Origin of the sequence: Brevibacterium oceani (genome assembly GCF_013623835.1) — a bacterium.
GTDB lineage: Bacteria > Actinomycetota > Actinomycetes > Actinomycetales > Brevibacteriaceae > Brevibacterium > Brevibacterium oceani.
The window spans coordinates 34873-58270 of sequence record NZ_JABKDE010000011.1; the positions used below are offsets into that span (position 1 = coordinate 34873).

Annotated in this window: 21 protein-coding genes; 17 read left to right on the plus strand and 4 right to left on the minus strand. The window is 61.0% G+C overall.

What is annotated here, in order from left to right:
* The first annotated feature begins 10 nt into the window (after positions 1-10).
* The 4 genes from HK401_RS19075 to HK401_RS19090 are packed head-to-tail and all read left to right on the plus strand — an operon-like array spanning position 11 to position 3900.
* A complete protein-coding gene (locus HK401_RS19075; protein ID WP_309136048.1) occupies positions 11-1219 on the plus strand; it encodes a Gfo/Idh/MocA family protein in 1209 nt (402 codons plus the stop codon).
* A complete protein-coding gene (locus tag HK401_RS19080) occupies positions 1216-2064 on the plus strand; it encodes a sugar phosphate isomerase/epimerase family protein (protein ID WP_181276243.1) in 849 nt (282 codons plus the stop codon). The genes HK401_RS19075 and HK401_RS19080 overlap by 4 nt, the downstream gene beginning before the upstream one ends.
* Positions 2057-2950, plus strand: coding sequence for a shikimate dehydrogenase (locus HK401_RS19085; RefSeq protein ID WP_181276244.1), 894 nt, complete (start codon positions 2057-2059; stop codon positions 2948-2950). Before HK401_RS19080 ends, HK401_RS19085 begins: the two co-directional genes overlap by 8 nt.
* Positions 2951-3000: 50 nt before the next feature.
* A complete protein-coding gene (locus HK401_RS19090; RefSeq protein ID WP_181276245.1) occupies positions 3001-3900 on the plus strand; it encodes a patatin-like phospholipase family protein in 900 nt (299 codons plus the stop codon).
* Positions 3901-3954: 54 nt separating this feature from the next.
* Here the strand turns inward: HK401_RS19090 and HK401_RS19095 are convergent, their stop codons facing one another.
* From HK401_RS19095 to HK401_RS19105, 3 genes are all read right to left on the minus strand, one after another.
* Entirely contained in the window at positions 3955-4395 is a 441-nt protein-coding gene (locus HK401_RS19095) for a CPBP family intramembrane glutamic endopeptidase (protein ID WP_181276246.1), read from the minus strand.
* Positions 4396-4682: 287 nt separating this feature from the next.
* The gene (locus tag HK401_RS19100; protein ID WP_181276247.1) at positions 4683-5432 is read right to left on the minus strand and encodes a MerR family transcriptional regulator; all 750 of its coding nucleotides are present in this window, start codon (positions 5430-5432) and stop codon (positions 4683-4685) included.
* Positions 5429-5953 (minus strand): hypothetical protein, encoded by a 525-nt coding sequence (locus tag HK401_RS19105; RefSeq protein ID WP_181276248.1) that lies wholly within the window; start codon positions 5951-5953, stop codon positions 5429-5431. Before HK401_RS19105 ends, HK401_RS19100 begins: the two co-directional genes overlap by 4 nt.
* Before the next feature lie 295 nt (positions 5954-6248).
* Here HK401_RS19105 and HK401_RS19110 point away from each other — a divergent pair, with 295 nt between their 5' ends.
* The 8 genes from HK401_RS19110 to HK401_RS19145 all read left to right on the plus strand — a co-directional run bounded on the left by HK401_RS19110 (position 6249) and on the right by HK401_RS19145 (position 16897).
* The gene (locus HK401_RS19110; protein ID WP_181276249.1) at positions 6249-8645 is read left to right on the plus strand and encodes a variant leucine-rich repeat-containing protein; all 2397 of its coding nucleotides are present in this window, start codon (positions 6249-6251) and stop codon (positions 8643-8645) included.
* 790 nt (positions 8646-9435) lie between these two features.
* On the plus strand, positions 9436-10977 hold the full coding sequence (locus HK401_RS19115) for an ABC transporter substrate-binding protein (protein WP_219922088.1): 1542 nt from the start codon (positions 9436-9438) through the stop codon (positions 10975-10977).
* Positions 10974-11918, plus strand: a complete 945-nt coding sequence (locus HK401_RS19120) for an ABC transporter permease (protein WP_181276251.1) — start codon at positions 10974-10976, stop codon at positions 11916-11918. Before HK401_RS19115 ends, HK401_RS19120 begins: the two co-directional genes overlap by 4 nt.
* A gap of 1 nt (position 11919) precedes the next feature.
* Positions 11920-12801 carry an ABC transporter permease gene (locus HK401_RS19125; RefSeq protein ID WP_181276252.1) on the plus strand — a complete coding sequence of 294 codons (882 nt, stop codon included), beginning with the start codon at positions 11920-11922 and terminating at the stop codon, positions 12799-12801.
* 43 nt (positions 12802-12844) lie between these two features.
* Entirely contained in the window at positions 12845-13651 is an 807-nt protein-coding gene (locus HK401_RS19130) for a creatininase family protein (RefSeq protein ID WP_181276253.1), read from the plus strand.
* Positions 13652-13664: 13 nt separating this feature from the next.
* Positions 13665-14462 carry a carbon-nitrogen hydrolase family protein gene (locus HK401_RS19135; protein WP_181276254.1) on the plus strand — a complete coding sequence of 266 codons (798 nt, stop codon included), beginning with the start codon at positions 13665-13667 and terminating at the stop codon, positions 14460-14462.
* The gene (locus tag HK401_RS19140; RefSeq protein ID WP_181276255.1) at positions 14455-16152 is read left to right on the plus strand and encodes an ABC transporter ATP-binding protein; all 1698 of its coding nucleotides are present in this window, start codon (positions 14455-14457) and stop codon (positions 16150-16152) included. Before HK401_RS19135 ends, HK401_RS19140 begins: the two co-directional genes overlap by 8 nt.
* Before the next feature lie 73 nt (positions 16153-16225).
* On the plus strand, positions 16226-16897 hold the full coding sequence (locus HK401_RS19145) for a GntR family transcriptional regulator (RefSeq protein ID WP_181276256.1): 672 nt from the start codon (positions 16226-16228) through the stop codon (positions 16895-16897).
* Positions 16898-16961: 64 nt separating this feature from the next.
* Here the strand turns inward: HK401_RS19145 and HK401_RS19150 are convergent, their stop codons facing one another.
* Positions 16962-17738: an IclR family transcriptional regulator gene (locus HK401_RS19150; RefSeq protein ID WP_181276257.1), complete on the minus strand. Its 777-nt coding sequence runs from the start codon at positions 17736-17738 to the stop codon at positions 16962-16964.
* A 76-nt stretch (positions 17739-17814) separates the two neighbouring features.
* Here HK401_RS19150 and HK401_RS19155 point away from each other — a divergent pair, with 76 nt between their 5' ends.
* The 5 genes from HK401_RS19155 to HK401_RS19175 are packed head-to-tail and all read left to right on the plus strand — an operon-like array spanning position 17815 to position 23269.
* Entirely contained in the window at positions 17815-18795 is a 981-nt protein-coding gene (locus tag HK401_RS19155) for a 2-dehydro-3-deoxygalactonokinase (RefSeq protein ID WP_181276258.1), read from the plus strand.
* On the plus strand, positions 18788-19402 hold the full coding sequence (locus HK401_RS19160; protein ID WP_181276259.1) for a 2-dehydro-3-deoxy-6-phosphogalactonate aldolase: 615 nt from the start codon (positions 18788-18790) through the stop codon (positions 19400-19402). The genes HK401_RS19155 and HK401_RS19160 overlap by 8 nt, the downstream gene beginning before the upstream one ends.
* Positions 19403-19446: 44 nt before the next feature.
* A complete protein-coding gene (gene dgoD / locus HK401_RS19165) occupies positions 19447-20595 on the plus strand; it encodes a galactonate dehydratase (RefSeq protein WP_181276260.1) in 1149 nt (382 codons plus the stop codon).
* A gap of 32 nt (positions 20596-20627) precedes the next feature.
* Complete coding sequence (locus HK401_RS19170; protein ID WP_181276261.1) at positions 20628-21968, plus strand: MFS transporter; 1341 nt, start codon at positions 20628-20630, stop codon at positions 21966-21968.
* Entirely contained in the window at positions 21965-23269 is a 1305-nt protein-coding gene (locus HK401_RS19175; protein ID WP_181276262.1) for an MFS transporter, read from the plus strand. The genes HK401_RS19170 and HK401_RS19175 overlap by 4 nt, the downstream gene beginning before the upstream one ends.
* The last annotated feature ends 129 nt before the right edge of the window (positions 23270-23398 follow it).

Sequence of the window (23398 nt, forward strand, 5' to 3'; positions counted from 1 at the left end):
GGAGAGATGAGTGAGCCATCCCCAGACCACCGCGAACACCCCCGAGGTGACGCGACCGGAGAACTGTGAGCCTCGCCGCTCAGGGGCAGGCGAGGTGAGAGCGCTGCGAGCCGGGATCATCGGCTGCGGAGCGATCGCGGCCAATCACGCGAGCGCCTATAGGGATCTCCCCGGCGTCGAGATCATCGGATGCTTCGACATCGATGATCAGCGGGCACGCGCCTTCGCCGCCGAGCACGACATCCCGCGAGCGGTGACGACGCTGCCGGCGCTGTTCGACCTCGACCTCGACATCGTCAGTGTGTGCACACCCCACCCCACCCATGAGGAGGTCGTCGTCACGGCGGCCGATCACGGCGTGCATGTGCTCTGTGAGAAGCCGATCGCCATCGACGTGGCGTCGGCGGAGAGAATGGTCCGATCCTGCCGGGACGCGGGCGTCACTCTCGGGTGCGTGTTCCAGCGGCGGCTGTGGCCGGCCGCACAGCGCATCCGCACCGCCATCGAAGACGGCACACTCGGCGATCCGATCCTCGCTCGCATCGAGGTCCTCCTCCACCGCGATTCCAGTTACTACACGGCCACACCGTGGCGGGGAAAGTGGGCCAGCGACGGCGGCGGTGTGCTCATGACCCAGGCCATCCACTATGTCGACCTGCTCCAGTGGTACCTCGGCGACGTCGAGTGGGTGATGACTGCCGCCGACACCTTCACTCACGGCGACATCATCGAAGTCGAGGACACTCTGGCCGCGACGCTGCGTCTGAGCAGCGGAGCCATCGCGCAGTTCACCGCCTCCACCGCACTCACCCCCGGACTGGGACAGCGGATCGCGATCACCGGATCGACGGGCGCGACCGTGAGCCTCTTCGAGTACCCGGAAGGCGCCGAGGCGATCAACGACGTCTGGGCCGTGCCTGCCGACCGCTCGTTCGACTATCCCGAGACGATCCTCGATGACCGCGCCCTCAGCGAGATCAACGGATCCCTCATGCCCTTCCACGCCGCCCAGATCGCCGACTTCGTCGACTCCGTGCATGCGGGGCGAGCTCCCGTGGTCACTGGGGAGGACGCACTGCGGTCCCTGGGCACAATGAGTGCCCTCTACCGATCCATGCGCTCGGGCCGACCGGAACGACCCGATGAGTACGCCTCCGTGAACGCTGCGAGAGATGACAGTGCCGACTCCGAGACCCCCGGAAAGGAGACCGTGCGATGACCGATATCGGAATCGCCCACCTCAGCCTGCTCCACCTCGACCCCGACGCCTTGGTCGACGTCGCCGCTCGGGCGGGCTTCGATTTCGTCGGTATTCGGGTGCGAGGTGCGACAGCGGGGGAGGACCTACCCGATCAGTCGCCCGGTTCGCGGATGTCACGGGAGACCCTCGTCCGGCTCGATGACACCGGACTGCAGGTCCGCGACATCGAGTTCCTCTCCCTCGACGGCACCACCGGTCGTGAGGAGTGGATGCCGATGCTCGAAGCCGGTGCGGCACTCGGTGCCTCAACACTCAACCTCGCCGGGCAGGACCCGGACTTCCCCAGGCTGACGGAGACTCTGGGCGCCCTCGTCGTCGACGCCGCCGCCTACGGCATCACTCCCGCCCTCGAACTCATCAGCTACAACGCGGTGAGCACAGTGGCCCAGGCACGTGACATCGCCACCGCGGCCGGAGCGCACGTCATGCTCGACCCCCTGCACCTGCAGCGGGGTGCCAACACCCCCGCCGAGGTGGCCGACCTCGACGCCTCTCTCATCCCGGTCGTGCAGCTCTGCGACGGCCCACTCGAGCTGCCTGACCGCATCGACATCACGGGCGAGCTGCCACGCGGAATGACCGCCGAAGGCGAGGTTCGCAAGGTCGAGTCACGGGCGCACCGCCTCGTTCCCGGCGACGGTGAGTTTCCCCTGCGAGAGCTCCTCGCTGCCGTACCGGAGGGGGTGCCGCTGAGTCTCGAGGTGCCGAATGCCGGGCTCGTCACTCGGCTCGGCGATCTCGCCTATGCCAGGGTGCTCAGGGAATCCGCCGAGGCGCTTCTTACCGGAGTCGACCATGACTGAGTCCTCCACGCTGCTCGGACTCATCGGCACCAATGTCGCCGGCTCCCTCACCCCGCCGATGCATGAGGCCGAAGCCCTGCGCCACGGCTTCCCACTCGTCTACCGTCCCCTCGACCCGACGCTCATGCGGGGGTCCGTGACCGGTGCCGACGGGGAGCCGGATTGGCCCGCGCTGGTCACGACGGCCATCGACTGCGGGTACTCCGGATTCAACGTCACCCACCCGGCCAAACGTGCCGTCATTCCCGCCGTCGACGAACTCGATGAGGATGCGGGGCTGCTCGGCGCAGTCAATACGATGACGATCTCGCAGGGTCGACTGATCGGGCGCAACACCGATCACGGGGGTTTCGCCGAGGCGCTCGCCTCGATCGCCGTCGATCCCACTTACGGCAGCGTCGTCCAGATCGGGGCCGGCGGAGCCGGAGCCGCGGTGGCCTATGCCCTGCTCAAGGCCGGTGTCCCCGAACTCACGGTCATCGACATCGATCCCGGGAGCGCCGAATCCCTCAAGGCTCGGCTGTCCGCGGCCTTCGACTCCTCCCGCCTGCGTGTGGGCGCACCGGAGGAGACCGCGAAGGTCATGCGGGAGGCCGTGGGCTTGGTCAACGCGACTCCGATCGGGATGACCGGGGTCTCCGATGCGAGCCCGATCGCTCTCGAACTCCTGCGCCCGGACCTGTGGGTCGGCGATGTCATCTACCGCCCGCAGAAGACCACGCTCATCCAAGCCGCCGAGGCGCGGGGCTGCCGGGCCTTCGGCGGGGCACGAATGGCGGTTGGTCAGGCCGCAGCGTCCTTCGAGCTGTTCACCGGCCGGAGAGCCGATCCGGAGCAGATGCTCAAGACGTTCGACCGACTTCAGGAGCACGCGGCGGTCGAGTGAGAGCGGAGCCTGGCCGCGGTTGGGAAGCGGTCCTCGTTAGGATGATTGGTATGGCGAACGGGGAGCAGGCGACGGGAAAGTCACGGATCAGCGATACCGCACTCATCTTCGAAGGCGGGGGGATGCGCGCCTCGCTGACAAGTGCGATGGTCGTGACCCTGCTGCAGGCCGGACTGAATTTCGACTGGGTCGCCGGCATCAGCGCCGGGGCCTCGAACATGGTGAATTACCTCTCCGGTGATGCCCGCAGGGCACGTCGGTCCTTCGTCGAATTCGCCGCCGACGAGCAGTTCGGCGGACTGCGCTCCTTCGCCCGCGGACAGGGCATGTTCAATGCCGAGTACATCTACCAGCAGGCGGGCGGCCCCGAGGAGGCGCTGCCGTTCGACTGGGAGTCGTTCCGATCGAGCACCGGAGACATGCGCATCATCGCCTTCGACGCCCAGTCCGGAGACGAGGTCGTGTGGTCGAAGAAGGACACACCGCACATCGATGACCTCATGGTCCGAGTCCGTGCGTCGTCGACGATGCCGGGCCTCATGCCGCCGGTGCACCTCGACGGGCACGTCTACGTCGACGGCGCGATGGGGGAGGACGGGGGAATCGCTCTCAGCCAGGCTCAGCGAGAGGGGTTCGAGAAGTTCGTCATCGTGCTCACCCAAGAACGGTCGTATACGAAGCTGCCCCAACGGTTCCCCACGATCTACCGCAGCATCTTCCGCCGATACCCGGCTCTCGGGGAGGCGCTGCTGACGCGGTGGAAACGCTACAACGAGACTCGAGAACGGATCTTCGCCCTCGAATCCGAGGGCAAGGCACACGTCTTCGCCCCGGAACTCATGCCGGTCGACAACGGCACCCGCAGCCTCTCCCGCCTGGCCGCCGCCCACCGCATGGGACTGTCGCAATCGCGCCGGGAGCTGCCGGCGATCCGGGAGTTCGTCGGGTAGGAGATGTCATCTGAGCTCAGGCGATGCAGGGCCGGCGGGTGCACGATCGGGCCTCTAGCCTCCAAGCAAGGGGAGCAAAATGAACAGCCCGATGCTCGAGAGCAGGTCGAAGACGATATGCAGCGCCACCCCTGGCCAGATAGAGCCGGTTCGTCGGCGCAGTTCACCGGCAGGCAGGCCGACGAGAACAGCCGAGACCATCAGAATCGGCTCGCCGTGCAGAAGCGCGAAGACGACTGTGCTGCCAAGGACTCCGACGATACTGCCATAACGGAGGAGCACGGTGGTGATGACGCCACGGAAGAACATCTCCTCCGCGATCGGTGTCAAGATCCCCAGGAACAGGAACGAGGCCGCCACAGCGACAATGCCGCCTTGGGCGGCAGATGACCAGCTGTCCTGCGTGCTCGCAGTCTCGCCGAACAGTGCCGTGAATGCCATCGTCGCGGGAATCTTGAGCACCGTGGCAAGCACGCCGCCGGCGGCTGCGATCATGATCCATCTCCGGGTTGTCTTCACGAATCCGAAGGGTGCACCGCGGCGCAGTCTCAGGGCGAATGCGGCCGCGAAGCCGCCTCCGGCCACGATGGCCGAGAGCGCGGTCATGAAGATCCCGAGAGCCACGGGGGACAGGCCGGCGGTGAAGGCGATACGAGCCAGTCCGAGCTCAAGTGCCAGGAGCACAGCGAGGCCGATGCCGAACTCGGGCCAGCCCGGCTGACTACCGGTCCGGCCCGGCTGATTGCCATGTGCACCGACTGGTGCGTGTCGGCTGCGAGCAGTCAAGTCTCGGACTCCGATTCTTCGGTTTCGCCCTCGGTCTCGCCCTCGAGAAGCGTCGCCACCCGGGTCAGCACGTCCATCTGGGCTGGGTTGTAGATGCCCCTGAGCGCGATGCCGATGTCACGAGATGATCCTGGGCCGGAGAAACGAGTTCTATCGCGGTTTCGCGCTGCGGCACGCGCGGCGGGGAGCATCCGGTTCGCAAGCTCGGCACGGTAGTCCTCTCCGGCATTCTCGGAGAGAGCCTCGAACTCATCGTCGGCTGCCGAGTCGCTGGACTCCGCCAGCCACCGCCGCAACCCTGCACGCTTCTCTTCCGGCAGCATCGTGTCCAAGACGGCCAGTGCTGCTTCGTCGCGGTCAGTCATTCGCGCACCGATGTCAGCGGGGTCGAACCCCGGTGGAAGACCGCCGTGGATCTCCCCGCTCAGGACCCCGCGCAGATTCCGCAGGACGTCCTGGAGTTCTCCGATTCGTGCAGAGATGTCGTTTTTCAATGACTCGAAGACATCGTCGACATCGATGTCGTGAGAGTCGAGGGCACGGATCTGCTCCAGGGTGAGTCCGAGGCTGGTCAGGCGTCTCACCCGCAGGAGTCTGATCAGGTGGGAGACATCGTAGGACTTGTATCCGTTGGCCAGGCGTCGCGGCCTCTCCAGGATCCCGACCTCGTGGTAGTAGCGGACCGCGCGGGCACTGACACCGGCGAGTCTGGCCACTTCAGCGGTGCTCCATCCAGACGTGTTCACGATTGCGCGGCTCCTTTCGCCGAGGTTTCGCTCAGGGGCACTGCCCGCTCGATCTGCGGACGGACGATGAGCGCCGTCGTCGCCCGTGCAATCGCGACCAGAAGAAGAGTGACGCCGACTGAGGTGACGAATTCGGCGTGCATGGTCAAGGCGACTGGTCGCAGCATCAGACGGACGGCAACGAACACGACCCAGAGCGCTGCGCCCAGCCAGCCGGTGCGGATCACTATATTGCGACCGCGCCGATCGTGGGCAGAGGCGACGGAAGTCGACGTGAGCTTACCCATTCCGAGTCCGATGAGCACACACACCACCACTTCGATTGCCAGCAGGAGGGCATCGATCGCGCGGAACCCTACGGCGGTCGCCGGCAGCATCGTCAACCCCACCACAGTCAGGATAAGCGGTGCTTTCCAGATCGAGCGTGCGTCTGTGTACTGTCCTCTGACCTGTCGCCAGGCGATGACACCGACAAGGGCCAGTATCAGGCACGCTTCGACGGCGAAGATGACAATATTCATCAGGTCTCCCGAGGTTCTGTGGTGGCTGGAGATCTCATTGAAGACTATGACGCCGCGTCATAGTCAAGAGCCCCTCATGCGAAACCGCGCGATCGCTGTGTTCGTGCCCGATGTACGAGTGGCCGCGCTGCCGCCGATCCGGGATCGTGCCGTCGGAGACAAAGACTGATTGCTGTTCGCGGAGGCGGAGGATGAGCCAGATTGATCGAACAGTGTTCCCAGGCCACCTTTCCAATGATGAAGAAGTGCCACGAAGCCAGAGTTGTCGCTGATCTTCGCTGATAACATCTGTTGTATGGGTGAGAAGCTTGGTCCTGGCAGAGACCCCGACATCGACGTCATCCGTTCAGCCGATGCTTCCGCATCCGACCTGCGGAGGATCGCGGGAACCCGACCGGACCTGCTTTCTGGGATCGCCGCCCATCCGAACACAGATCCGGAGCTGCTGGCCTGGCTCGCCGCGAACCAGGATCCAGGCATTCAGAAGGCGCTCGCGCGGCGTGGATGGACCTCAGGCTGGCAACAGAGCACGGCACAGTATTACGATTACGCCCACCAGCAGGCAGCAGACGGACCCGCAGGGTCCTTACCCCCACAACCGAATCGGAACTACAACAAACGGAACTGGATGCTCGGAATCGGTGCTGGGCTCGTCCTCGTCCTCGCGGTGACCGGCGGATTCTTCGGAGCCCGTTTCCTCTCCGGCTCCAACTATGACAAAGCACCCAGCCAGAAGGCGGCCGTCGACCTCGCCGACGTCGGCCGCAACGCTCAGCTGACTCAGCTGCAGGCAGGCGATGACACCGACGATGACCAGCAGCTCGTCCGCGTCGTCGGCCCCCGAACGTCGGTGATCATGGCTCTCCACGAGGAGACCCTGCAGCCGACATGGATGGCCCCGGTCCCGCACGCCGACGTGACGGAACCAGAACCAGCCGACCTCGTCGACGAGGACCCCGAGGCGGCCGCGGAGGATTCCGGCGACGAGGATTCGAAGGATTCCGGCCCGAAGCTCGACGGCACACCCGTCGACTGCACGTGGACTGCTGACTCCGCGGTCTGCGGCGACCGCACGATCAGATTGAAAGACGGCGAAGTCACCCTCAAGCCGGGCGAGGACTCGAACGGCTCGAAGGCGGACGGATCATCCGACGATACGGACAATGACGATTCAGCCACCACCGAGGTGAGCGACCCGGCCACCGAGGCGGTGCCGGTCACCGTCAATGACGACGGCAAACTCAGCTCGCTGTCCGGCAGCACCTACCCCGACGTGAGCGTCGACCCCAAGGCGACCGTGCGAATGGTCGGTGCCGGTGACGACGGTCCCTGGGTGGTCTCGGACGGCAAGGCGGTCATCGCCGTCGATGCCGATTCCGTGCTGTGGAAGTCCGAACTCGATGAGAAGGCGGCGACGGCGACCGGCCTCGGTGAGCCTCGGCTGCGACCGAATTGGACGATCGAGGACGATGTGCTCGTCATCGCCGACGATGCAGGTGTCCACGGTATGGCCGGCGATTCGGGACAGGAGCTGTGGCGGGTCGATGCCGAACTCGACAGCTTCACCGTCTCGGGGACGCATCTGATGATCATGTCGGACGGTGTCCTCGAGGTCTTCGACTTCGCCGATTCCAGCGACGTCGACACCGTCAAGGCCGATCCCGGCTACAACCTCGGCGACGGCGGCGCGATCGCGCAGTTCCCGGGCGCAGATGCGTTCAAGAATGCGAAGCTGTCGACACCGCCGGGATGCGTGGAATTTGGGCTGGCCTACGAGGACTACTACCTCGGTGACGGCCCGCTGGACCCGAAGCCCGAGCACGAGGTGGACTTCTCCGACGGTGAGGCCAGTGCCGACGACGGACACTACTCCGGTATCGCTATGGAGGAGTTCACGACGACTCGGATGGGCACGAAGGCCGTGACTGCCGTCGAAATCAGCTGCAATGGCGGGGGCACCAACATCTACCCGTCGATCGGGCTCTACGATGAGGACCTCAAGTTGCTCGACTCAATCGAGCTCTGGGATGACGTCGAAGATCGTGGCAATTCGGCAGACATCTCCGGATACGCTCCCAAGCCCTACTTCAACTCGATCAGCCCGATGGGGCAGTATCTGGAGCTCAACGTCGGTGGAATCGGCGTCTACGGTGATGACGGATGCACCGCGTGCGAGAAGTCCGCGAATGCCGATGTCCTCTACCGCTGGGACGGGAAGTCCTTCGCTCACCAGGACACCGTCTACCACGTGCCCTCCGGTGACGTTCGTACGTCGGCTGTGGCCGAGGTGCAGAAATTCGCCGAGGCGGTCGCCGCCGGCAACGACGACGAGGCGAGCAAATCGGCGACCCCCGAAATGATGTCCTCGCTCGATGACATCCTCGGCGACGGTCAGACCTCGAACCCGCCGACGGTCCGATCCGAACAGTTCCCCAAAGGCGTGAAAGTCGAGACCTGCGAGCTCATCCAGCCCTACGAGGATGGTGACTACGGAGGCGGGGAGTACTACTTCGGCAACGGCAAGACCATGCAGTATCTGTCCGCACGGAACGAGATCCGGGCCGGAGATACTGTCTGCGGGGTGACGACTCCGGATGCCGGCAGCGGCGATGAGTACTACCTCTACCTTCTGCTGCGGGGAACCCCGGATGGCAGCGTCAAAGTCTACGAGGCCGGCCGGCAGTTCAGCTGATGCATTCGATGAGAAATATCTTCCACTGCCGGAGCGCATCGTCGACACGAGGATTGACGTCTATTGCCCCGAGGACTGGGCCGGGCGCCTACCGAGGAGACCTCTATATTAGCGTCGACACCTCAGGGAACTTTGCTCGCTGAAATTCTTGAGAACATCGGGAACTCCTTCAGCTACGACTCGGTTGCCCAAAGTGCGGCCATCCAGCACACACTGGAGCGATCCCGATACACGCTTCCCAACGAGTCTCGCACTTGATCGTCCCTAATTGGCCGGTACTGATTGGATCTATTCGGGCTTGTTGGAAGCCCTGAAACTTGAGAAACGAACAGACCCTTGCTCTTGAGCCGGGGACTTCAGGTCTCACTCCGTTGCGCAAAATGTTCGAAACTTCTCTCGCTGCGCCCGTAGCCCGTTACAGGAGCCTCGTTGTCTCCTTCGCACCCTTCCCGAGGGTGGCCTCCGATCAGTGAGCGGCGTGCTTTGACGACGGTTTGTCAATCGAGTGCTGTTTCGCCTGAGGATCGCGGGCCCGTCACTGGAGCTCTCAGATTGTCGATTGTGAAGAAGGTAGGCAACGACGACACCGATGAAGTTCAGTCTGATTCTTGCAGACATGAAAGCAAGTCTCTTGCTGGGACAAAGGTGACCCAAAAAAGCTATTGATCTTCCAAGAATGCGCCATGTATACTCGACGTATTCGCAGTGCAACGAAGCCTACGACGGAGTCTCAATGACTAGAGAATTCCTTACCCGACGAAAGATACTCACTGCAGCAGGGACAGCAAGCATGGGACTTGCCCTTGCAGGATGTGGTGCAGTCACCAACTATCCAGAATCATGGAACGACATCAGCGCCGGTGACGGGGAGCCGAATCAAGGCGGAGTCCTTCATTACGGTCTCTCGACGGAGCCGGTGAACTTCGAGCCCCATGTCAGTTCAGGTGCGGCCTCAGACGTGATTCGCCAGATGCTGTACAACGGTCTCCTCCAATACGATCCGGACGGTGAGATCGTCACAGACCTCGCTTTGGACCACGGCTGGACAGATGACAAGACGTACCGAGTGAAGATCCGTGGCGATGTCCGCTTCCACGATGGTTCCACCATGGATGCTGACGACGTGGTGTTTTCCATGCGCAGAATCATGGATTCTGACACATCTTCAACTGCCGCGCCTCTCTTCCGCTCAGTTGAGCATGTCGACAAATCGGGCTCTGACACCATCGTCTTCTCTCTCAGAGAACCAGATACAGCCTTTCCCTTCGCACTTGCCGACCCATGCGCAAACGTCATTTCGAAAGCGTGGATCGAGTCGGGTGCTGACCCATTGCTGGAGGTGATGGGGACAGGGCCGTTCACCTTCGTCGAAAGGGTGCCCGGAGTCAGCATCGTCATTGAACGATTCGACGACTACTTTGTCCCGGGGTTGCCACACCTGAATGCCATCGAATTCACCCCCATGGAAGACGATTACGCACGAGTGACCGCCTTGCGCACGGCGACGGTAGACATGATCGACTACATTCCATCGACTCACGTTGATGTGATCGAGAACAATCCCCAACTCGAGGTCTACTCGGATAGCGTCTTCGGTTTCGGTGTACTCGGCTTCGTTACCACCAAGCCTCCGTTCGATGACAAACGAGTCAGGCAAGCCGTCTCCTACAGCATTGATCGTGAAGCTGCGCTTGAAACTGCCTACCTGGGGCACGGTCGACCGATCACCGGTGGCCTCGTCCCTGAAGAGGTCGCGCCATATGCTTCACAGCTTGAAGGCACGGTCGAATACGACCCTGAACGTGCTTCGCATCTCCTTCGAAAGGCTGGTCGGGAGGACCTTGACCTGAGCATCATCACGACAAGCAGCTACTCGGTGATTTCGAGGCCGGCCGAAGCGATGTTGCCCTCCCTCCAGGCTTCCGTGGTTAACCCACGATTGACTCGCCAAGAATGGCTCTCCTTCCAGGAGACGGTGGAAGCGAAGACTTATCCGAGCTTTGCATGGGGAACCTCTTTGAAATTCGGTCACCCGGCTGCCCTGAGCGAGCTTGTAGCTTCAGGCAGTCGGTGGGCTAAGTTCATGGACTTCAACGACAAACGAACCGACGATCTCCTCGCGGAGGCTAGGCGATCGAAGAACACCAGTCTTTCCAACGAACTCTTCATGGAAGTCGAGAAGCGAGTGCTCGAGGAGATGCCGCTGACGTATACGCTCCGTCGGATCCAAGGCGAAGCTTCCCACAAATACGTGCGCGGCTTCTCACATCCACCAAAGGGAGCGTGGACGCAGGTCAGCCTGCGTGGAGTTTGGCTGGAGGAAGAGCGATGACCAACTTCGTAATCAGAAGAATCGGCTTGGCAGCAATCCAACTCGTCATCGTTGCAACGATCGTGTTCCTGCTCATCCGTCTGATTCCGGGAGACGCAGCTCGAGCGGTGCTCGGGGAGAACGCCACAGATGATCAAGTGGCGGCTATGCGGTCGACCATGGGCCTGGACGAAGCGTTCCCGATACAGTTCTTCAACTATTGGAAAAATCTCCTGACAGGAGACTTGGGAGTATCGCTGATCAGCGGTCGACCAGTAGCTGCGGATCTGATCGTTCGATTCGGCAACTCTCTCGAAATCATCGTCCTCGCGATTCTTGTTTCGATCGTCGTGGGAGTGGTTCTCGGGCGGATTGCGGCCATTCGGAATGACCGTGCACTTGATCACATCATCACCGGCGGATCAGTTCTTGGCATATCACTTCCCGTTTTCGTTACCGGTACGTTGCTGCTGCTGGTGTTTTCGGTGTGGCTGCCGATTCTGCCCCCACAGAGATATGTGGGCTTCTTTTCAGACCCGCTTGGGCACCTCCAGCTCATCATTCTTCCTGTCCTCGCCCTCGCCGCGACGTCGACGGCGGTGATCATGAGAATGACTCGATCGGCGATGTTGGAAACGCTCAGCGCGGACTTTGTGCGCACCGTCAGGGCAAAAGGCGTGATCGAGCGCAAAGTCATCACCTACCACGCCTTAAGAAATGCGTTGGTGCCGGTCGTGTCGATCACCAGCGTTGAGCTAGCCACGCTCATCGGTTCGACAGTTCTCATTGAAACCATATTCGGCTGGCCAGGGATGAGTTCCATGCTCATGCAGGCAGTGACCGACCGCGACTATCCCGTCATCCAAGCCGTCGTACTCAGCGCATCGGTCTTCGTCATCATAGTCAACCTGGTCGCCGACCTCGTCATTCGTCTTCTCGATCCGAGAACGGAGAGCTTCTGAAATGGCCGATAATCTCGCACTCGCCTCTACAGAGATCGTGGAAAAGACCGGTCCGGTTTCCCGGGGAATCGTCCGTCGTCTCGTCAAGAATCCTCGCACATGCATCAGCGGAGCCTTCTTCATCATTATCGTCCTGGTCGTTCTCATCGGGCCGTTGATCTATCCGATTACCTACCGGGAGCAGGTCGGCATTCCACTGTCTCAGGACGGCCTACTCGGTACTGATGACTTCGGAAGAGATGTCCTCGCACGTTTGATCATCGCAACCCGCACATCAATGCTCGTCGCTGTCGGAGCAGTCATCATCGCTCTGCTTGCAGGGGTCGGTCTCGGGCTGTTGGCAGGATTCCTCGGTGGATGGACTTCGACAATCATCATGAGAGGGTCGGACATACTCCTCAGCTTTCCGGCCGTCATCTTGGCCATCGCAGCTGTAGCCATCCTCGGGCCAGACCTCATTAACGTCGTCCTAGTCATCGGGGTCCTCTATGTTCCCCGATTCACCCGGGTCGTCTACGCGCAATCCGTAGCGATCAGATCCGCTCAGTACGTCGACGCCGAACGCGTCAACGGTACTTCGACTGCAAGCATCATCTCTCGGACAGTCCTACCGAACGTAATGTCAACAGTGATTGTGCAAGCAAGCTTGAGCCTCAGCTTCGCAATCCAAGTAGAAGCGGGACTGAGCTTCCTGGGCCTAGGCGCTCAACCGCCTCTCGCCTCCCTTGGCACGATGATTTCTTCCGGCCGCGACTTCCTCGAGGTGCAGCCGACGATGCTGATTTACCCGTCCCTGCTGCTCATCGCAATCGTCCTCGCAGTCAATGTTCTTGGTGACGGACTCAGGGACGTTCTCGATCCTCGGCGTGCTTTCGCTCGCTGACCATCAATATCCAACACACGACCACCAATTGAAAGGAACTCACATGATTGACGACTCCAAGAGCCTGGGCCGCTTGAGCTGGACCGAGGTGGCCGAAGCCGCAGAACGTAATCCAGTCGTACTCGTACCCATTGGTGCCATCGAACAGCACGGTCCGCATCTTCCGGTGCATGAAGACTCCATCGTTGCCGAATGGGCCGCTTACAAAATTGCGGAGCTTACCGATAGTGAGGTCGACACACTTGTGGCGCCGGCTTTGCACTACGGCCATTCACCGACTTTCCGCGGGTTCGCAGGAAATCTCTCCCTTAGCGCCGAGACCCTGAAAGCGGTAGTAAGAGACATCATTGAATCGCTCGTGCAGTCCGGTTTCAAACGAATCGTCCTCGTCGACAACAATGGTGGAAACGTAGGCCCAGTTTCGGGCGCAGCCGTCGACTGTCGACGGGATCTCGACGTCCTCATAGGTCATGTCTACCCATGGCAATTGGGATACGGCTTGATGCGAGACGTCTACGACGACGCATCAGAAGTCTACGGGCACGGCGCTGAACCCGAGTTGTCGGCGATGCTTGCAATCTTCCCGGAACAGGTCAACATGTCGAAGGCGGAATCGGGCGGCTTGAGCAGCGGGTCCGGTTGGACACCGACGAGCTATGCAGACGCGAAAATCGGAGACTACTCCGTGCCGGGCACCGTCTACTGGGACTTCTCCGAAGTGAGCAAGAACGGAGTCACCGGAGACGTCAGCGTTGCCAATGAAGCCACCGGAGCGGAATGGATTCGCCGAGTGATGGGATTCTGCGCCGAGTACGTCCGGGAATATGACCGCAATACGGCGACTAACTGAAAGGAGAGATGACATGAAGGTTGCAATTTCACAATTCGCATCGAGTCCGACGATTGCTGAGAACACCGCGCACATTGTCAACGATGCTCACCGTGCAGCAGCAGAAGGAGCGACGCTGATGGTCTGCCCGGAGGCGGCGATGATCCGGCTCCCAGACAAACACGAATCACTGGTCGGACGAGTCGAAGAACCCGACGGAAGTTTCGGCAGTGCGCTCGCAGAAGCTTCATCCGAGACCGGGGTGACAATCGTCGCCGGTGCGTTTACTCCTGGAGATGAGACTAAGGTGAAGAACACACTCTTTGTCGCGTCCGGGGGCGAAATCGTCGCCACCTACGACAAGATCCATCTTTATGACGCATTCTCCGACAAAGAGTCGGACAAAGTGCTCGCCGGCCCTGTCGAACCTGTCACCATTGATGTCGACGGAGTACGGATCGGTCTGGCAACCTGCTACGATCTGCGATTTCCTGAGATATTCCGAGTCCTGGCGGATCAGGGAAGCCTACTGGTGACGATCCCCACTGCATGGGTCAAGGGTGCGCTTAAAGAAGAGCACTGGCTGACCCTGCTGAGAGCGAGAGCCATCGAGAATAGCTTCTTCATCGTCGGAAGTGGGGAAGCCGGAGAACGATCCATAGGTCGTTCTGCCGCCTTCGATCCGATGGGTCTGCAATTGACCGACTTGGGAACAGGGAACTCATTCGGGACGGTGGACATCGATATTGATCTTGTCGCCCGCACGCGTTCGCTCAATCCTGGGCTGCATAACCGCAGGTTCGAAGTGATTCCACGGAGACAAAATGCCTGAGGAGACAGGAAGCTCGGTACGTGCACCTCTTTTGAAGGTGGACGACCTCTCAGTCAACTTCGAGATGTCAGGTAAGGGATCGGCGGCAGTCGACAACGTGTCGTATGCGATCAATCGTGGTGAGGTGCTCGCGATTGTGGGCGAATCCGGATCCGGCAAGTCCGTGTCCTCGATGGCTATTCTTGGTCTGCTTCCGCCCAATGCTCGGGTGCAGGGGAGGATTGAATTCGACGGAGAGAATCTTCTCGAACTCAGCCCCGACCAACTGCGGCAGCTTCGGGGCCAGAAGATCGCGATGATCTTCCAGGAACCGATGACTGCACTGGATCCGGTGTACACGATTGGTGAACAGATCGTCGAGGCTATTCGCGCTCACAGTCGAATGAGTAAAAAAGATGCTCAGCGCCGAGCTCTCGAACTCCTTTATCTGGTGAGGCTTCCCGAGCCCGAACGTAGGATCAATCACTATCCTCACCAGCTGTCCGGGGGACAATTGCAACGAATTGTCATTGCCATGGCAGTCAGCTGCGACCCGGATCTCCTTATCGCGGATGAGCCAACAACCGCCCTCGACGTCACTGTGCAGGCCGAAATTCTCGAATTGCTTCGAGACCTCGGCGCAAGGTTGAACGCATCGGTTCTGTTCATCACCCACGATATGGGCGTGGTTGCCGACCTCGCGGATCGAGTCATTGTCATGCGCGATGGCCGAATTGTGGAGGAAGCTCTAGTGGGAGATCTTTTTGCTGCGCCGAAAGCAGAATACACTCAGAACCTCCTCAACTCGGTACCTCACCTAGGAAAGACTCAAAACGAGGAACCGCCGCAATCTGCACAAGTGAGCCGCTCCGCAGGTGCGGTCCCCGAACCGACCGTATTGAGTTTCAACAAAGTCGAGATCACCTACTCTGGCAGGGCCGGGTCCGACGATTTCAAAGCTGTCGAGGATGTCTCGATCGAAGTGCGCCAAGGCGAAGTTGTCGGCCTGGTCGGAGAATCAGGCTCCGGGAAGTCCACACTCGGTCGCTGTGCAATGGGATTGCTGAAGCCAAGCGCCGGTAGCGTGTCGGTGTGTGGAACAGATATCACCTCAATGTCTTCACGGAAGCTCAGGCCCAAACGGAACGAATTCAGCATGGTGTTCCAAGATCCTGCTTCGTCGCTCAACCCGAGGCAGACACTTGGGGAGATCGTCGCGAAGCCACTGAAGCTTCACACAAAGCTAAGTGCATCGGACGTTCGTCGACGAGTGGAAGAGATGCTTGAAAGAGTCCGAGTGCCCAGCTCATGGGGGGAGCGGTACCCACACGAGCTGTCGGGTGGGCAACGCCAACGCATTGGTATTGCCCGAGCCCTCGTCCTCTCACCTCGTCTGCTCATTGCGGATGAGCCGACATCAGCCCTCGATGTTTCGGTACAGGCGACGGTTCTCGATCTCTTCAAAGAACTGCAGAGTGAACTTGGGTTCTCGTGTTTGTTCATCACCCATGATCTTGGAGTGGTGGAAGAACTCGCCGACCGCATCGCAGTACTCAGGGCTGGTCGTCTCGTTGAATTCGGAAACGCGACAGATGTCCTTAATAGTTCCGAGCACGAGTACACACGTCGACTCGTTCTCTCTGCGCCAGTACCAGACCCGGAGGCGCAGAAGAAGAGGAGAAGTGAGTTTGCCCAGGTGAACTCGCAATAACAGAGAGTTCGCCCAAGGGCTTAGAATCGATCAAGACTAATTGCGAGATGGTGCGAACGAAGGGAGACACCTGTTGGAGGCAAAGAGGCCGCTGGCGCGTTCGCTTGCATTCGACTGGGTCCGAAATGCCATTGTGTCCGGTGTCTACCACGGTCACGATTACATCGAGGAGTCGACAGTCTGCGAAGCTGTTGGTGTTTCTCGGACCCCGGTGCGCGAGGCCTTTAACCAACTCGCAGCAGAGAAGTACATCACTCTTACCCCTCGCCACGGAGCACAAGTCAGAGGCATCGGGGCGGAAGAGCTTATCGAAGTCTATGAAGTGCGCCGACTGATCGAGGGGCGAAGCATTGAACTACTTTGCGAGACCAAGATTCCGGTGACTGACAAAGCTCTCTCCGCGTTGGAAGATCGGTTGCGAACCACTACTGCCCAACATGAGTCGCCCCTCGACCCAGAACTGCGAGTAACTGCATCTCAGACGGATTGGATGTTCCACTATTCGATCGTCAGCGCTGCGGGAAACTCCGTACTGTCTGAGACCTATGAGTTCCTCAGATCGAGGCAACAACGAGTGAGCATCGAGACCGGGATGCGCTTTCCTGATCTCATAAAGAAGTACGACGAGCATCACGTCGCGATGATAGAAGCGTGGCGCAGTTTCGACGAAGTCGAGTTTAAGCGGATTCTCTCCGATCACCTACGGCCGGCTGAACGCATCCTCGCATCGTTGGAGGAAGGCTAATTCACTCGGCCCGAGAGTGCGATGCGGACAGAACATGTCAACGGGGCTTCAACTCAACAGTCACCTACCCCTGCTGATACCCCAACCTCACCGAGATCTCCCGCGCAGCAGCCTTCATCACTGGAACGAGAGCCTGCATGCGATCCTTCGGCATATAGGGGCGGGTCGCCGATAGGGAGACGCCGGCGACGATGTCCCCGCTGCCATCGCGGATCGGCGCGGCCACGCACCGGATCCCAGGCTCGTTCTCTTCCAGATCGAGCGACGCTCCGTCGCGCGTGTAACGGTGCATCCGTGTGACGAAGGCGTCCACTGTGGCGGAGTCGGCGTCGAGATTCTCAGCAAGAAAGATCCTCTCCCACCGATCCTCCTGCCCCAACAGCAGTGCCTTCCCAACACCCGTGCGGGTCATCGGCATACGGTGGCCGATGCGCGATCGCATCTCCGCACCCCGTCTGCCCGGGATCTTGTGCAGGTAGAGGACTGACTCGCCGTCCTCGACCGACAGGTGGATGGTGTCCTGCGTCCGTTCGGCAAGCGCTTCGAGACTCTCCCTGGCGACTACTGGCAGCGGGTCCTGATTGAGTGCGGTGAAACCGTACTCGATGAGAGTGGGGCCGAGTCGGAATTCCCCAGGTGCGCCATGGCGAAGGTAGCCCATGTGCACCAGCAGCTGGATCATCCTGTGCGCGCTCGATCGACCGATGCCGGTCGTCTCGACGATGGTCTTGAGCGTCGTCGACCCGTGGGCGACGGCACTGACGATCTGCAGGCCTTTGGCCAGGGTCTGTGTGCCTTGGGGAATTGCCGCGCCGTCAACAGTTCCAGAGTCCTCGGTCATCCCACCAGTATGGCATCAATCCCACATATAGGGACGCTGGTGGCACATAATGGATCGACTGCTCATAGTGGCTCCTATGGCAGAAACCGCAACATCTGAGGCCCCGTCGATGATCGGCCTCGACTGGGGAACGAGTTCGCTGCGAGCCTTCCTCCTCGGCAACCACGGTGACATCCTCGCCGAACGCGGCGGAACCGATGGAATCATGGCCGTGAGTGCGCACAGTACCGACCCGCGAGGCGACTTCTCACGCATCGCGCAGGCGGCCACCGGCGACTGGCTCACCACCTATGGCCAGCTGCCCATCATCGCCTGCGGCATGATCGGGTCGACCCAGGGCATCGTCGAGGCCGGATACTGTGAGCTGCCGACCGACCTCAACGCTCTGGGTGGGCAGCTGACAAGCGTGGAACTGTCCATCGGGACGATGCACATCGTCCCCGGCCTGCAGAAGACCGCGACCGTCACGACCGCACCCGATGTCATCCGGGGCGAGGAAACCCAACTGCTCGGGCTGCTCACCGCCGAAGGGAACGAACCGAACACGGTGGTCCTGCCGGGGACCCACACCAAATGGGTGAGCTGCGAGCCAACACGCATCACCGATTTCTCCACCTCGATGAGCGGAGAGCTCTTCGGCCTGCTCAGCACCTCGTCGATCCTCGCCCGCCTGGCCGAACCCACCGAGAGCTTCCACTCCGAAGCCTTCGATTGGGGGCTGCAGGTCGGTGCCGAGGATCCGGCAGCACTCACCTCCTACCTGTTCACCGCGCGAACCTGGGCACTCGACGGTCGCCTGCGTGCTGAAGAGGTCAACGATTATCTCTCGGGAATGATCATTGGCGCCGAGGTGACCGGTCAATTGGTCTCCACCCCCGTTTCCGCCGCCCCGGTCCTTGTCTGCGGTGCCGCCGAGCTGACCCAGCGTTACCTCCGTGCCCTCGACCGGGCCGGCAGGCCCGCGGTGGCCGCGAATCCACGTGCGGCCGCCACCGGTCTCTTCCGCATCGCCGTACAATCCGGCCTCGTCTCGACCAAGGAGAACACACATGCCTGACACTGTCCCCTCCGGCCTCATCGCCATCCTCCGCGGTGTCCGCTCCGACGAAGTCCTCGACATCGCCGAAGGCATCGTCGCCGCCGGGTTCTCCGCCATCGAGGTTCCGCTCAACTCACCCGACCCTCTCGACTCGATCGCCGCATTGGTCGAACGCTTCGGCAACGACGTGGAGATCGGTGCCGGCACCGTGCTCACGGCCAATCAGGTTCGCGACTGCAAGCGAGCTGGAGCCCGCATCATCGTCGCACCCGACACCGACACTGAAGTCATCCAGACCGCGCTCGGGATGGGTCTCACCCCCTACCCGGGAGCCGCGACCCCGACCGAGGCCTTCGCTGCGATCAAGGCCGGTGCCACCAGGGTCAAGCTCTTCCCTTCTTCGGCGGTCGGCATCAGCGGCCTCAAAGCTTGGAACGAGGTGCTGCCAACCGGCACCGAACTCTTCCCCGTCGGCGGTGTCGGCGCCGACAATGCCGCCGAATGGCGCAACGCCGGAGCCGCGGGCCTGGGCCTGGGGTCCTCCCTCTATCGCCGAGGCGACCGCCCCGATGACGTACACGTGCGGGCCGAGGCGATCGCCTCGGCGTGGGCGCACACCAACTGAACACCGATACACCAACGAGCACACCCGAACGAAAGGCCAGAGACATGAAGATCACGTCGATGACGACGTACACAGTGCCGCCTCGGTGGCTGTTCCTCAAGATCGAAACCGATGAAGGAATCGTGGGATGGGGCGAACCCATCATCGAAGGCAAGGCAGCAACCGTCGCCGCCGCCGTTGATGAGCTCTCCGACCTGCTCATCGGCAAGGATCCTGCGAACATCGAGGACCTGTGGACGATCATGTACCGCGGTGGCTTCTACCGCGGTGGTCCCATTCTCATGAGTGCGATCTCCGGAATCGATCAGGCACTGTGGGACATCAAGGGCAAGGCGCTCGGCCAGCCTGTGCATCAGCTGCTCGGCGGGAAGGTCCGGGACCGAATCCGCACGTACTCGTGGATCGGCGGAGACCGCCCAGGCGACACCGCGGCCGCCGCACTCGAGACGAAGAACCGCGGATTCACCGCCGTGAAAATGAACGCCACCGAGGAACTGCAGTTCATCGACTCCTATACCAAGGCCGACCAGGTCATCGAGAACGTCCAGGCGATCCGGGAGGCCACCGGTGAGGACTTCGGCATCGGCGTCGACTTCCACGGTCGCGTTCACAAACCAATGGCCAAGGTCCTCATCAAGGAACTCGAACCCTATCGCCTGCTCTTCATCGAAGAACCGGTGCTCTCCGAACACTTCGGCTCACTTCGCGACGTCATGGCGAACACGCCGACGCCGATCGCGCTGGGGGAGAGGCTCTTCTCCCGGTGGGACTTCCGTGAGGTGATCGCCTCCGGTGCAGTCGACATCATCCAACCCGATGTCTCCCACGCAGGCGGCATCACCGAGACGCGGAAGATCGCGATGATGGCCGAAGCCTACGATGTGGCGCTCGCCCTGCACTGCCCTCTGGGGCCGATCGCTCTCGCCTCCTGCTTGCAGGTCGATGCCGGCAGCTACAACGCCTTCATCCAGGAGCAGAGCCTGGGCATCCACTACAACACGAGCAACGACCTGCTCGACTATGTCACCGACCCGTCGGTGTTCAACTACGACGACGGCATGATTGACATCCCGTTTGGACCGGGTCTCGGCATCGAGGTCAACGAAGAGTACGTTATCGAACGTTCCGCTGAAGGACATCGGTGGCGCAACCCGATCTGGCGCCACACCGACGGCTCCTTTGCGGAATGGTGAACTGAGAGCACAGAGGAAGACAAGGACATTCAATGACGAATCCAGAGACAACTGTGTTGCCCGAAGGGGACCGGGGCAAGTCACCGGGGCGTGCTAGATGGTGGATTCTCGGATGGCTGCTCGCAGCCATGATGATCAACTATATGGATCGGTCGTCACTGTCGATCGCGGCACCGCACATGATCGACGAACTCGGCCTCACTGCCGCCGACATCGGACTATTGGGAACCGCATTCTCACTGACGTATGCGTTCTTCCAGCTGCCCGGAGGATGGCTGACCGACCGCCTCGGAGCGAAGCCGGTCTACGTCATCGCATTGGGCTTCTGGTCCATCGCCACCTCCCTCATGGCATTCGGTCACCACATGTGGCACTTCATGGTCTCGCGCATCCTTTTGGGCGTCTTCGAGGCACCGGTGTCTCCCACCTCGGCGAAAATCGTCTCCGAGTGGTTCCCGCCCAGGGAGCGCGGTGCGGCGGCCGGAGTCTACGATTCCGGGAGCAAATGGGGTCCTGCCGTCGCTCCGCCGATCCTCACATTCCTCATCCTCGGGTTCGGATGGCGCGCGATGTTCGTTATCCTTGGCCTGCTCGGTGTCATCGTCGCCGTGGGCTTCTGGGTCTTCTACCGTTCCCCGGAGCACGACCGGAGGGTCTCGGCGGCTGAACTTGAGCACATCCGAGCTCGAGAAGAAGACGACAATGCCCCGACTGGTCACATCCCTTGGTTGACGCTCTTCACCAAGACCCAAACTTGGGCGATGGTGTTGGGATTCGTCGCCGTCGTGTGGACACTGAATATCTTCGTGACCTTTCTGCCCCTGATGCTCAATGACATCTACTCTGTGGCCGATGCCGCACTGGGGTGGTACACGGCGATTCCATTCGCGGTCGGAGGCATCGGCGGTATCCTCGGCGGCTGGTTCACCACGAAGTATTCGCGGATGCGAGACCAGTTAGCTCCTCTAGTCTGCAAACGACAGATCGCTGCAATCTATGGCGGCGTACTCGCCGTATGCTCAGTCTTGGTCGGATTCACTACCGGCCACTTTGTTCTCCAACTTTCGGCGATGAGCCTCGCACTGTTCTTCTGCGGAGCACTGAGCGCCGTAGGGTGGTCGATCCCCGCCGATGTGGTCACCGGTAGTCGCGTCGCCTCGCTGGGATCTATCCAGAACTTCGGCGGCTACTTCGCTGGTTCACTCTCGCCTTGGCTCACTGGAGTCTTGGTGACGACCACAGACTCATACCTCGTTCCCTTCCTCCTGGGCGCCGTCGTCGCAGTAATTGCGGGAATCGCCTACCTGCTCCTGCTGCGGGCTCCGATACGGGTGACCAGCAGCCCAACAGAAACCGGAAACCCGACGTCATGACGAAACTCGACACTGCAGTCACCACTCGTCCCACACGGATCCGCTACATCATCGCGGTTCTGCTCTTCATCACCGTCGTCATCAACTACATGGACCGGGCCAACCTGTCCATCGCGATGCCGGCACTCTCCCAGGAGTTCGACCTCACCATACGACAGCAGGGACTGCTGCTCTCTGCGATCGGCTGGACCTATGCCGCAATGCAGTTGCCCGGCGGGTGGCTCGTCGACCGCGTGCGACCACGCGTGCTCTATGTCTCGTGCCTGGTGCTGTGGTCGTTGGCGACACTGTTCATGGGAATGTCCGGCGGATTTGTCGCCCTCATCATCCTCAGGCTCATGGTCGGTGGGTTCGAAGCGCCCGCCTATCCCATCAACAACAAGGTCGCTACCGCGTGGTTCCCTGAGCGTGAACGCGGTCGAGTGATCGCCTTCTACACCTCGGGCCAGTTCATCGGTCTCGCGCTGCTCACCCCTGTGCTGTCGTGGCTGCAGACGGTGCTCACCTGGCACTGGGTGTTCATTCTCACCGGTGTCGTCGGCATCATCTGGGCAGCGATCTGGTGGTTCGTCTACCGCGAGCCGCGAGACAAATCGGGAGTCAACCAAGCCGAGATCGACCTCATTGCCTCAGGCGGGGGATTGGTCGACGTCGAATCAGGTGCCTCGAAGGAGACCAAGCCGAAGCTCAAGTGGTCGGACGTGAAGGTCGTGCTCTCGCGGCGAAAGCTCTGGGGCATCTATCTCGGCCAGTTCTGCCTGACCTCGACGCTGTGGTTCTTCCTCACCTGGTTCCCGACCTACCTCGTTGACTATCGCGGAATGGACTACATCGAGTCGGGCTTCATGGCCTCTCTGCCGTTCATCGCCGCGCTCGTCGGTGTGCTTCTCTCCGGGTGGGTCTCCGATCTCATGGTGAAAAAGGGGCTATCGCTGGGTACGGCCCGGAAGCTGCCGATCATCATCGGCCTGGCGATGACAGTGTTCATGCTCGGCGCCAACTACATGGACTCGTCGGCTTTGGTCATCGTCTTCATGTCGATTGCGTTCTTCGGTAACGGTTTCGCCTCGATCACTTGGTCGTTGGTATCCGCGTTGGCACCGGAACGACTCTTGGGTCTGACAGGAGGCATGTTCAACTTCATCGGCAACCTGTCATCGATCGCGACCCCGGTCGTCATCGGCTTCCTCGTCACCGACATCGACTTTGCCCCGGCGTTCGTCTACATGGCCGCAGTCACCATCGTTGGTGTGCTGTCATATGTGTTCCTTGTCGGTAAGGTCGAGCGCGTCGAAGAATAGGTCTATCTTGCGTACCCGTGGAGAAACATAACTCTGGCATAAGAGTGAGGAATAGTTGAGTGCGATTCCTGCGGCCAACGTTCCCATCTTCCAACCTGCTGATAAATTTGTCTCAGAACTCTGCAGGGG